The organism is Tepidicella xavieri, assembly GCF_004363315.1.
Classification (GTDB): domain Bacteria; phylum Pseudomonadota; class Gammaproteobacteria; order Burkholderiales; family Burkholderiaceae_C; genus Tepidicella; species Tepidicella xavieri.
This window is the reverse complement of record NZ_SNYL01000026.1, coordinates 1-11,653: the sequence shown is the minus strand read 5'-3', so window position 1 is coordinate 11,653 and position 11,653 is coordinate 1. Positions and strand designations below refer to the sequence as shown.

General features: G+C 63.4%; 12 protein-coding genes. 9 read left to right on the top strand and 3 right to left on the bottom strand.

Annotated features, from left to right (window positions below):
* Window positions 1–130 precede the first annotated feature (130 nt).
* Window positions 131–769, bottom strand: coding sequence for a hypothetical protein (locus tag DFR43_RS13445; RefSeq protein ID WP_133599554.1), 639 nt, complete (start codon window positions 767–769; stop codon window positions 131–133).
* Window positions 770–1,029: 260 nt separating this feature from the next.
* On the opposite strand from DFR43_RS13445, the gene DFR43_RS13440 reads away from it, so the two are divergent.
* From DFR43_RS13440 to DFR43_RS13430, 3 genes are all read left to right on the top strand, one after another.
* Window positions 1,030–2,271, top strand: coding sequence for an ATP-binding protein (locus DFR43_RS13440; RefSeq protein WP_133599551.1), 1,242 nt, complete (start codon window positions 1,030–1,032; stop codon window positions 2,269–2,271).
* Window positions 2,272–2,399: 128 nt separating this feature from the next.
* Window positions 2,400–3,137, top strand: a complete 738-nt coding sequence (locus DFR43_RS13435; RefSeq protein ID WP_133599549.1) for a PP2C family protein-serine/threonine phosphatase — start codon at window positions 2,400–2,402, stop codon at window positions 3,135–3,137.
* 92 nt (window positions 3,138–3,229) lie between these two features.
* Window positions 3,230–3,862, top strand: a complete 633-nt coding sequence (locus DFR43_RS13430; protein WP_133599547.1) for an FHA domain-containing protein — start codon at window positions 3,230–3,232, stop codon at window positions 3,860–3,862.
* A 139-nt stretch (window positions 3,863–4,001) separates the two neighbouring features.
* Here the strand turns inward: DFR43_RS13430 and ltrA are convergent, their stop codons facing one another.
* The gene (ltrA, locus tag DFR43_RS13425) at window positions 4,002–5,387 is read right to left on the bottom strand and encodes a group II intron reverse transcriptase/maturase (RefSeq protein WP_133599545.1); all 1,386 of its coding nucleotides are present in this window, start codon (window positions 5,385–5,387) and stop codon (window positions 4,002–4,004) included.
* A 485-nt stretch (window positions 5,388–5,872) separates the two neighbouring features.
* Window positions 5,873–6,835, bottom strand: coding sequence for a porin (locus DFR43_RS13415; RefSeq protein ID WP_164499759.1), 963 nt, complete (start codon window positions 6,833–6,835; stop codon window positions 5,873–5,875).
* A gap of 207 nt (window positions 6,836–7,042) precedes the next feature.
* Here DFR43_RS13415 and DFR43_RS13410 point away from each other — a divergent pair, with 207 nt between their 5' ends.
* The 6 genes from DFR43_RS13410 to DFR43_RS13385 all read left to right on the top strand — a co-directional run bounded on the left by DFR43_RS13410 (window position 7,043) and on the right by DFR43_RS13385 (window position 11,584).
* On the top strand, window positions 7,043–7,738 hold the full coding sequence (locus tag DFR43_RS13410; RefSeq protein WP_133599541.1) for a DUF3334 family protein: 696 nt from the start codon (window positions 7,043–7,045) through the stop codon (window positions 7,736–7,738).
* 19 nt (window positions 7,739–7,757) lie between these two features.
* Entirely contained in the window at window positions 7,758–8,009 is a 252-nt protein-coding gene (locus tag DFR43_RS13405) for a hypothetical protein (RefSeq protein ID WP_133599539.1), read from the top strand.
* The gene (locus DFR43_RS13400; RefSeq protein ID WP_133599537.1) at window positions 8,006–8,773 is read left to right on the top strand and encodes an ATPase; all 768 of its coding nucleotides are present in this window, start codon (window positions 8,006–8,008) and stop codon (window positions 8,771–8,773) included. The genes DFR43_RS13405 and DFR43_RS13400 overlap by 4 nt, the downstream gene beginning before the upstream one ends.
* Window positions 8,774–8,840: 67 nt before the next feature.
* Window positions 8,841–9,095: a type II toxin-antitoxin system Phd/YefM family antitoxin gene (locus tag DFR43_RS13395; protein WP_245988953.1), complete on the top strand. Its 255-nt coding sequence runs from the start codon at window positions 8,841–8,843 to the stop codon at window positions 9,093–9,095.
* Window positions 9,096–9,135: 40 nt separating this feature from the next.
* The gene (locus tag DFR43_RS13390) at window positions 9,136–9,450 is read left to right on the top strand and encodes a type II toxin-antitoxin system RelE family toxin (RefSeq protein WP_133599534.1); all 315 of its coding nucleotides are present in this window, start codon (window positions 9,136–9,138) and stop codon (window positions 9,448–9,450) included.
* Window positions 9,451–9,577: 127 nt separating this feature from the next.
* Entirely contained in the window at window positions 9,578–11,584 is a 2,007-nt protein-coding gene (locus DFR43_RS13385; protein WP_164499758.1) for a putative bifunctional diguanylate cyclase/phosphodiesterase, read from the top strand.
* Window positions 11,585–11,653: the final 69 nt, after the last annotated feature.

Genomic DNA, 11,653 nt, shown 5'->3' with positions numbered 1-11,653 from the left:
ATGCTGGAGAACTCACCCGAGCGGGTGATGAGCTACTTCCAGGACCCCAGGGTCAAATACGCCGCCGGTTGAAACTTCTAGGGGCCGGAGCAATAGCCACCACTCGCATGTACCAGTTGAAATGTCCATTTCAAGTACGCTGGCGCCCTGTGGCTGCACGCGCGGCGGACACCTGAGCACCGCCCCACACATTCTCCGCCGCGAGCACGCCTTGGTGCAGCAAGTAGCTCCAGCTCATATACAAAAACTCGGTGCCGTCCGGGTTTTGCCGGAAGCCGAAAAGTTTGCTGCGCTCGTCAAGGCGCAGCTTGGGGCGGTTTTGCACCAGCAGCCGGGCCTTCTCGAACAGGTCGGCCGTGCGCACGACGGCGGCCGATCGCAGCGCACCGCCCGCCTGGTCGAGATAAGCCTGCACGGTCAGGTGCGGGTAGAGAAAGCCCAGCTCCGGTTGGTCGAGCGCGCGGATGCGCTTGTGGTATTCCGTCTCGGCGCCGCTGGGCAGCGCGATGCGCACCGTGAACGAGTTGCGCGCCTGGCCCCATTGGACGCGGCTGGCCAGGCCCCGCATCGCTGCGGGGCTGGAGAGCACCTGCCAGGCATCGATGCCGGCCAGCATATCCAGCGTCTTGGCAAACTCGGCATCGCTGCTGGCTTCAACGGGCTGCAACTGCCCGCCACCGATCAGGGGCAGCCCCTTGACCGCCGGCCAGACGATGTTGACAAAGTCCGAGGCGCTTTGGCTCAGGAGGTGGGTAACCAAGAGTGTCATGACATGGGCCTTCGACGTTGCAGCGCATGGATTCCCGGCCTTTGCCTGCGACATGGCATTCCGCGTCTGGGCCAGGAAGCTGATGTTCTTAGCATCGTATTGCCATCGCGTTGGATATTGGTCGAGTGCAAGACCCAGTCTTGCCCAATGGAGCATGAGCCTGAAGCGGGCATGCAGCGCCGCCATTCATTCCGATATTTACGTGCTTTTATTCCGAATTTTACGATGTTTCATTCCGAAATTTACGATACCATGCCTGCATGAACATGGCATCCCTTTTCCCGCGTCGGATCGAGCCACGCATCGCTGAAGCGCTGCTGGACACGCCGGTCGTGTTGCTGGCAGGTCCTCGTCAGGCGGGCAAGACTACGTTGGTGCGGCACATCGCGGATCAACGGGGCTTGCGCTACCTGACCATGGACGATGCGCTGACCTTGCTGTCGGCACGGGAAGACCCAGTCGGGATGATCCGCAGCCTGGATCGCGCCGTGATCGATGAAATCCAGCGCTCGCCTCAGCTGCTGCTGGCCATCAAGAAGAGCGTGGACGAAGACCGGCGTCCTGGCCGTTTCCTGCTGACCGGGTCGGCCAACGTGATGGCTCTGCCCACCGTGGCCGACTCACTGGCTGGCCGAATGGAAACCCTGTCGCTGCTGCCTTTGTCGCAGAGCGAAATCGAGTCGCGCTCGGGGAACTGGATTGATAGCGCTTTCGCCGGTCGGATACTTCAGGCGGATCGGCCTGCACTGGGCAATGACCTGGTCGAGCGCGTGCTGCGTGGCGGCTATCCGGAAGCCATTTCACGCGCATCGGCCAAGCGCCGCATCGCGTGGGCACGTCAGTACATCGACGCGATCATTCAGCGTGATGTGCGTGATGTGGCAAGCATCGAGAAGCTGGATCAGTTGCCACGATTCCTCCGTGCCTTGGCGCAGACGGCAGGCCAGATGTGCAATTACACCCAGCTCGCCGGCCAGGTCGGCTTGGATGGCAAGACGGCCTCGCGTTACGTCGGGGTGTTCGAGCAGATGTACCTGCTCAGGCGCATCGATGTCTGGGCTCGCAACCGCCTCAACCGCGTGGTGAAGACGCCCAAGCTGCAGTTCATCGACTCTGGCCTGTTGGCGGCATTGCTGGATCTGACCTTTGATGCGGTGCATCGAGACCGGACGCGATTTGGCAACGTGCTGGAGACCTTTGTCTTTGGGGAACTGCTCAAGCACGCGACCACGGCCGACGGCGACTATCGCCTGATGTACTACCGGGACGCGGACAAGTTCGAGGTGGACGTCGTGATCGAGAATGCGGCCGGACAGCTGGTCGCTGTCGAGGTGAAAGCGGCAGCCACCGTCAAGGAAGGCGATCTCCGTGGGCTGAAGAAGCTGGCCAGCCTCGCGGGCAGCCCATTCCAGATGGGCGTGTTGCTGTACGACGGCACCGAGACGATGCCCTTGGGAGGCGGCATCTGGGCAGCGCCACTGTCGAGCTTGTGGGGCTCATAGAGGGGCGAAGAGCCCATCAGAAATTTTGTGATTGAGGCATAGCATGTTGGAAAGGAGCATCTATGCCAAGCAAGAAGAAACCGGCGGCAGCCGCGCTACACTGAAGGCCCTCTATCACCGCCACACCCATGAAGTGCGCCTTCTGCAGCCTGACCGACACCGGCAAGGTGCGCCCCAACAATGAAGACGCCGTGGCCGTGGTGGCCGAAAGCGGGATCGTGGCATTGGCCGACGGCATGGGCGGCTACAACGCCGGCGAAGTGGCCAGCGCCCTGGCCATCGAAACCGTGTTGGACTGCCTGGGCCGCAGGCGCGGCGACTGGGCCACCCGGCGCAGCGGCTTGCCCCAGGCCGTGCAGGCCGCCATGCAGGCCGCCAACCGGGCGGTGCATGCCTCGTCGCAGGCCCATGCGGCCCACCGGGGCATGGCCACCACGCTGATCGTGGGCGTCTTCAGCCCAGGGCGCCTCGTGCTAGGACATGTGGGCGATTCGCGGGCCTACCGCTTGCGCCAGGGGCATCTGGCCCGGCTGACGCGCGACCACTCCCTGCTGCAAGCGCACATCGACGCCGGCATGATCCCCCCCGAACTGGCCCGGCTGGCCCCGCACAAAAACTTCGTCACCCGCGCCATTGGCGCGGCCGGCAGCGTCGAGATCGAACTGGCCGAACACACCGTCGAGCCTGGCGACAGCTACCTGTTCTGCTCCGACGGGCTGCACGACATGCTCAGCGATGCCGAGATGGCCGCCATCCTGCGCCGCCACGCGCCGCTGCGCCAAGCCGCCCAGGCCCTGCTGGACGCCGCCAACGCCGCCGGCGGGCATGACAACATCTCCTTGATTCTGGCGCGATGCGCACCCTAGCCAACGGCCCGCCAGCCTGCCACGGATTCGCTGGCGCCCGAGCGAGCCAGAACCGCTAGACTATTGGCGCGAACACGGCCCTGGAGACGCCCATGCCGACATTGACCATCTCCCTCGACGGAGTGGACCTCAAAAGCATCGAACTCACCCAGCCCCGCACCACGCTGGGCCGCCGCCCCTACAACGACATCGTGATGGACCACCTCGCCGTCAGCGGCGAGCACGCGGTGTTCGTCCAAAAGCCCCAGGGGCTGGAACTGATCGACCTCAACAGCACCAACGGCACCTACGTCAACGGCAAGGCCATCGTGGCCACCGTGCTGCAACCGGGCGACCTGATCGAGATCGGCCGCTACAAAATGCGCGTGACCTGGGACGACGCCGCTCCCTCCGCGCCGCCTGCCGCTGCGCCCACCGCACCGGATGCACCCGCCCCTGCCACCGAGCCAGCCGCCCCGGCTGCGCCCGCCGCGCGCATTCGCGTGCTCAGCGGCCCGGCCGCGGGGCGCGAGATGCCGCTGACCAAAGCCGTGACCACCCTGGGCAAGCCCGGCGTGGCCGTGGCGGCCATCCACCACGGGGCCGACGGCCACTACACCCTGCGCTTGATCGATGGCAACACCCCGCCACTGGTCAACGGCCAGCCCGTGGGCAAGGAGCCGGCCGCGCTGCATGGCAACGACGTGATCACCCTCGCCGGGACGCAGATGCAGTTTCTGGCCTGAGTTTTGGCCGTCCTGGCGGGCTTGGGTCATGCGTACGCCCAGGCGGGCAAGCGATCGGCATAGGGGGCCTCTCGTAGGAGGCGCCCCTGCCACACCACCCGGCATGCGGGTCCGCACCGGGCGGTTCGAGAGCTTGAGGTCAGGACAGTCTGGGCACGCCCAGGCGGTCGAAGTACGCAATGGTCAGCACTCGCTTGATGGCACCGTCACTGTTGCGCCACCAGCGGTGGCAGTTGCCTGCCACCTGTTTGGCCACATCCTCCGATGCCCCCAGCACCTTGAGTTCCCGGTAGATCGCCTTTGGCCTCTTCCAGTGCTTGAGCTGGATGGCACGCAATCGGTGGCGCAGCCATTCGTCCAGCTCTCGCCAGACTCCGGGCGTTTGCGCCAGCCCGAAGTACGCCTTCCAGCCCAGTAAGTAGGGCCTGAGCTTCTCCACCACTTGCACCATGCTGCGCCCACCCGAGCGACGCGTGAGTTGCCGGATGCGAGCCTTGAAGTTGTCCAGCGCCTTCTTGGCCACTGTACATTTAACCTCTTTGCCCTTGGCCACCCACAGCGCATAGCCCAGGAACTTGCGCCCGAAGGCGCTGGCCACCGCGCTCTTGGCTTCGTTGATCTGAAGCTTCAAGCCTGTGTACAGCGTCCGTAGGTACGCCATCACCCGCTCGCCGGCCTTGACGCTGCCCACGTAGACGTTGCAGTCGTCAGCGTAGCGCGCGAAGCTATAGCCCCGCGCCTCCAACGCCTTGTCCACTTCGTCGAGCAGCACGTTGGCCAGCAGCGGGCTCAGCGGCCCGCCTTGCGGTGTGCCCAGGTGGCGATCGACCACCACCCCGCCATCCATGATCCCGGCGTTCAGATACGCACGCACCAGCCGGATGACTCCGGCATCGTCGATGCGTCGCTTGAGCCTGTCGATCAGGATGTCGTGGTTGACCCGATCAAAGAACTTGGCCAGGTCGACGTCCACCACCACGCGCTTGCCCGATTGAACATACGCCCGCGCGGCCTTGACCGCATCGTGCGCACGCCGCCCAGGCCTGAACCCGTGGCTGTGCTCGCTGAAGCTGGGGTCGATTCGGGGTTGCAGCACCTGAAGAAGTGCCTGCTGGATCAGTCGATCCAGCACCGTCGGGATGCCCAGCTCGCGTTGGCTGCCGTCTGGTTTGGGGATCATGACCTTGCGTACCGGACTGGGTCGGTACGTGCCTGCCAGTAGCTGGTGGCAGATGTGGGGCCATCTCTGGCGTATCACCTGGGCAGTTTGCTCGATGTCGAGTCCGTCCACTCCGGCTGCGCCCTTGTTGGCCTTGACCCGCTTCCACGCCAGTTGCAGGTTCTGTCTCGTCAGCGCTGCTTCGAGCAGGCCACCAGTGCCTGCCGTCGGCTTTGCCGACCCTGTGCCTGGGTGTTCACGCGGCGGGCCGCAGGCTTCGTCGCTGATGAGATCACGCACGGCTTCTCCGTGCGCTACGCTCACCCGCCCGCATTGCTGCGGCATCTGACGCATGGCCTTTGACATCACACGTGTCCTCGGTCACTCACTCTCGTTCGGTCCTTCGCTCTTGTCTTGTGGCCTCATCGGCCCCGGCTCCAGCTACTACGACCTCTGCTGACTTCTCGCTCCGGCACACAGCCGTCGCCCTTTCAGGCACACGGCGAGATATCCCCAGGTAAGAACGCACTCCTTCACTGCACAGCCGCCGAATCTACGCCGCCTGACCCTTGATCACGAGAGCTTCGCGGTTTCTGGCCCGCTCGCCCTAGTCGGCACCGCCTTCTATCCGGTTCGTGTTCCTCGGCTCGCAGCTTCGCTCCACGCTTCTTCTCCACACTCGGTCGCCCTCATGCAGTTGCGCTTCGCTTCGTTCGCTGTGATCCACTCACGGGAGGACTTCCACCTCCAAGAGTGCGCCCATGCTGGGCGCACCAGCAAAAAACCCACCGTGTCACCACGGTGGGTTTTAGGCAACTAAACCTCAAGCTGGCGGGATGCCAGCGTAAAGATTAGAAGTTGTGTTGCAGGCCAATCAGAGTAGTATTGACTTTGTTACCACCGTTGATTTTGTCATTGACCAAGCGAGCGTATGCGCTGGTGCGCTTGCTCAGGTCATATTTGGCCCCAACTGCCGTAACCTTACGGTCACCAGCAGTGCCACCGTCTACATCAAGCTTGCCGTAATTAGCCATCAGGGTCACAGCACCCATGGGAGCGCTGACAGCCAAGTTGTAACCTTTCTTCTTGGAGTTGGCCAGGCCTAGCTTGTTATCCTCAGTGTGGTAACCTGCAAACAGCTTGGCAGCGCCGAAGTCATACTGACCGTACAGGTTGGTCTGAGCGATAGTATTGCTTTGACGCACAAAGGTCAGGCCAGCGGCCAGCGGACCGGCAGAATAAAACGCACCCACTTCGTTCCAGCCTTCGCCTGCTGTTTGGGTATCTTTCAGACCATGCGTGAAGCCCACGGTGAAACCGCTGAAGCTGGGGCTGGTGTACTTGATGGAGTCATTCAAACGGGTGTTGGCTGTACCAGAAGTGCTACCATAGCCACCACCCACTTTGGTGCCGAACGGGGTACGACCAGCTTGAGCAGACAGCGTGTGGCTGTTGGCACGACCGAGTTGGACGTTACCGAAGTTGCCCTGCAGGCCCAGGAACACTTGACCAGCGGTCAGGTTGTTTGCTTGAGTGCCGGCTGTACCACCACCTTCGGTCGCATCGAAGTTCGCTTCGTATAGGAAGTTCACCTTCAAGCCACCACCCAGATCTTCCGTACCACGGAAAATGATTGCTGAAGTACCTTGCTGGCTATTGGCCAGAGTGGTGGCAGTGGTTTTAACGCCACCAGCGGTCGTGGTCTTGACGTGCGAGTAAGAGGGATCAAACGTACCGGAGATGGTCACGGTGGACTGAGCAAAAGCTGCGCCGGAAACGGCCACGGCAGCCAGAGCGATCAGAGTCTTTTTCATTGAGAAGTTCTCCAAGGTTGATGAATGAGGCCGGAAGCCAAGCCTCCGAACCAACCTCCGTTGAGGAAGTTGTACGTATTGCACCAGAAGCGAGCAACAGCAGCCATGTTTGGGGCCGATTTTTTCCGGTTTCTGTTGCATCCATGCCACAAAGCACGCGATACTCCCAGGCAGGCCTTTTCTTCTTTCACACCTGTCACATCCACCATGCACGCCAGCCACTCTCCCCGCCCCGTGTACCAGACCGAAGACATCCTCATGAGCCTGTGCGATTCGGTGACGAAGGTGCTCAACACCGCCACGCAGGGGCAGATGCACTATTCCGGGATGGTGCAGCGCATCTCGCGCACCTGTTTGAAGCCCGACATCGGCTGCTTTGTGCTGTTTGACGGCGGGTTTTCGGGCCTGGTGATCCTGAACTTCTCAGGCCAGGCGGCCATGGAGATTTACGAGAGCTACATGGTGCACATGGGCATGTCGCGCGAGGAACTGGCCCGCAGCTACACCTCCGACGAGGTGAGCAACGTCATGGGCGAGCTGATGAACCAGGTGCTGGGTGATTTCACCAGCAAGGTGCACCGGGAGCTCCGCACCAACATCACGCAAAGCCAGCCCAAGATGCTGGTGCTGAACAAGCAGGTCACCCTCAGCGTGGACGCCAACCTCGACCAGCCCGAGGCCCGCCGCGTGACGTTCTACACCGGCCGCAACCACATCTTCTACCTGGAGCTGGCGATGGACCGCACGGAGTTCATTCCGCTGTACGAGCTGGAGGCCCAGGCCGCCCCCAACCCGGACGAGCTGATGGAGCAGGTGCGCAACGGCCAACCCACCGTCCCCGCCCCGTCCCCCGCGCCCGGTGGTTCTGACACGGATGAGCTGCTGAAGTCGCTGGGGATGTGAGCACCCAAGGAGAAAGGCCATGAACAAACCCTTCCTGCTCAGCGAGGAGGCGCTGACGGCGCTGGAGGCGCAGATTCCGGCGATGGCCGAAAGGGCGTTCGCCCAAGCCGAGCTCCACGCGCTGGCCACGGGTGGCAAGGTGCTCAAGGCCCGCGCGGGCAAGGTGGTGGAGATCGACGCCGAAGGCCACGAGCGGGTCATCAAAGCGATCGCGCCCGCGGTGCGCGTCCCCGCAGGCAGCCGCTGGGTGCTTCCCGCCGTGCGCGAATGAGTACCGCACAGCCCAGGCTGCGCGTCTTTGCCGGACCGAATGGGTCGGGCAAGAGCACGCTCAAGAACGTTTTGCCTGAACCGCTGCTGGGCGTCTATGTGAACGCCGACGACATCGAGAAAACCCTGCGCGAGCATGGGCGCCTGGATTTGGCGGCTTATGGCATCGACGCTTCGGCGGAAGCGTTGAAGGGCTTTCTGCAACGGTCGTCGCTGCTGGCCTCGCAGCATTTGCTGCAAGATACCGAAAAAATCGCCCTGGTGGGCCAGGCGATTTGTCTCTCTGACATGAGGGTGAATTCCTACCATGCATCGGTGCTGGCAGACTTCATTCGCCACCAGTTGCGGCTGCGACGGGTGTCGTTCACCTTTGAGACGGTGATGTCTTCGGCGGACAAGGTGGAGTTTCTGTCTCAAGCGCAGCAGGCAGGGTTTCGAACCTACCTCTACTACATTGCCACGGAAGACCCAGCAATCAACGTGTCGCGCGTGGCACACCGCGTGGCTTCTGGCGGCCATCCTGTCCCCCGCGACAAGATCATCAGTCGCTATCACCGGTCGCTGGCTTTGCTGAGGCATGCCATCGCATACACCGACAGGGCGTATTTGTTCGACAACTCTGGTGACGAGCGCATTTGGCTGGCTGAAGTGACTGGCGGCCAGGTGCTGGAAGTGAAATCAGACTGGCTGCCCCATTGGCTGGTTGCCGCCCTCTCCCTCGGCGGCTCCGACACGGACGAGTTGCTGAAGTCGCTGGGGATGTGAGCGACGCGCTGACCGGCGTTGACCGGCGCCGATTTTTTGACTAAATTTGGCTCTAAATTAGGAGCTGATGATGGAAGCCATTCTTGCTGATGTGGCCGTGAGCATGTCGGAGTTGAAAAAGAACCCAGCTGCCGTGCTCCGGGCGGCCAACCACCGCCCGGTGGCGGTGCTCAGCCACAACCGCACCGCTTTTTACATGGTCGAGCCCCGTTTGTTCGAAGCAATGATGGAAGAATTGGCCGACCGCGAGCTGTACCGCACAGCGGCGAGCCGCCTGGCGGAGAAAGCTCGCGCGGTCGAGGTGGACATTGACGACCTCTGACCGTCGCGCAGGCCAAAAACACGCCTACCGGCTTCGATTCATGCCCGAGGCGCTGGACGAGTGGCATGCGCTCGACGGCTCGGTCAAGGTCCACCTCAAGAAGCTGCTGGCCAAGCGCCTGGACCATCCGCACGTTCCAGGGGGCGCGCTGCACGGGCCTTTGGCGGGGTGCTACAAGATCAAGCTGCGCCAGCAGGGCGTTCGGCTGGTTTATGCCGTAGAAGACGATTGCCTGCTGGTGACGGTGATTGCCGTGGACAAGCGCGAAAACAGCGGGGTGTATCAATCGGCCGTGGAACGGCTGGCCGAAGCCGCCGATGCGCTGGCCAAGGCGCGAAAGCCTCGCCAGCCGTAAGAACCCTACCCTGCCACCGCACCTGGAACCGAACTGGCCCCAATGGCCACCAGCGGCAGTGTGGCCATGGCATGGTCGGGCCGCACTGGGGTGCTATATTGCGCAAACCGATCGACCTTGCCCGCCCATGACGACGCCTGCAGGCCATGAAGACGAGCTGATCCGCTTCGCCGACGATGACGGCGAAGGTGCCGCCCCCTTGGCCGCTGACCACGGCGGGCGGGTGTGGAAGATTCTGGTCATCGACGATGACGATGACGTGCACCAAGCCACCCGGTTTTCGCTGGAGGGGGTGCAGCTCTTTGGCCGGCCGCTGAAGCTGCTGCATGCCACGTCGGCCCGCGAGGCGCGGGCAGTGCTGGAAGCCACCCGCGATGTGGCCGTGGTGCTGCTGGACGTGGTGATGGAAACGCCGGATGCCGGCTTGGCGCTGGTGGACCACATCCGCAACACGCTGCGGATGCTGGAGACGCGCATCGTGCTGCGCACCGGGCAGCCGGGCTACGCGCCAGAGCACGATACGCTGCTGCGCTACGACATCAATGACTACAAGACCAAGTCCGAGCTGACGCACCACAAGCTGCTGACGAGCATCACGACCACGCTGCGGGCGTACCAGCAGTTGTGCCTGATCGAGACGAGCCGCCGCGGGCTGGAGCAGATCGTGGAGGCTTCGGGGGCGCTGCTGCGCGCCGAGGGCCTGCAGCGCTTTGCGGCCGGGGTGATCACGCAGATTGCGGCCATTCTGGGTACGCGGCCGGAGGGGGTGGTCTGCGCGCAAGGGCAGGCCACGGCGGGCTACCGGGTGCTGGCCGCGGCAGGCCAATACGCCCATTTGGTGGACCAGCCGGTGGAGCGGTTGCTGGATGAGCGGGTGGTGGGCCTGCTCAAGCAGGCGCTGCGCAGCGGCCAGAGCCTCTTTACCGCGCACGAATCGGTGCTGTTTCTGGGCGAGCGCGAGGGCGACAGCATGGCGGCTTTCGTGCAGTCGGACACGCGCATCGAGCCGGTGGATGTGCAACTGCTGCGGGTGTTTTGCACCAATCTCACGGCTTGCCTCCACCAGCTGATCACGCTGCAGCGCCTGCACCATGTGGCGTATGAAGACGCCATGCTCAAGCTGCCCAACCGCACGCGCTTCGTGGAGCTGCTGTCGGCGTGCATGGCGCAAGGCTGCGCCGAGCAGGCGCTGGTGGTGGTGGACATCGATGACTTTGCGGGCGTCAATGACCTGATGGGCCACGACTATGGCGATGCGCTGCTCAAGGCCATGGCCCAGCGGCTGGCCCAATGCGCGGGCCCGGCGGTGACGCTGGCGCGCGTCTCGGGCAATGCGTTTGGCCTGCTGGGGCCAAGCAGCATCGTCGATCCGGAGCGGGTGCTGGGGTTTTTCGAGCAGCCGCTGGAGGTGGAGGGCAAGCCGCAGCGGGTGTCGGTGACGCTGGGGGCCTGTCTGCTGGACGACCCGGGCATCGACGGGGTGGACTGGCTGAAGAACGCCAACATCGCCTTGAAACAGGCCAAGCGCGACCGGCGCGGCCGCTATGTGCGCTTCACGCCGGAAATGGCGCAGCACGCGCGCAACCGCACCCAGATGCTGACGGAGCTGCACGCGGCGTTCGATCACAACCACCTCTATCTGGCGTTTCAGCCGCAGTTGGACTTGCGCAGCGGCGAGCTCATTGGCCTGGAAGCGCTGATGCGCTGGCGCGGGCAGGATGGGCGTATGGTGCCGCCAGACCGGTTCATCCCGCTGGCGGAGCAGTCGGGGCTGATCGTGAGCCTGGGCGACTGGGGCCTGAAGACGGCCTGCCTGACCATGCGGGAATTGCTCAAGCAGGGGCTGGCCCCACGGCGCATGGCAGTGAACGTGTCGGTGGTGCAGTTTCAGGCCCCGGGCTTCGTCGAGCGGGTACAGGGCGCGCTGGATGCGGCCGGGCTGCGGGCCGACCAACTGGAGCTGGAGATCACGGAGTCGGTGTCGCTGCTGGGGCACGGGGTGATCGAGTCGCTGCTGGGGCACGGGGTGATCGAGTCGCTGCTGGAGCGGCTGCGCGGCATGGGCGTGTCGATTGCCATCGACGATTTCGGCACCGGCTATTCGTCGCTATTGATCAGGCCCCATAAAGATTGAACTATCTGGTGATTTGGTAGTCCCATCTTTCATGGAAAAAGAAGACGCGAGATACCAAACCCTGCAGCA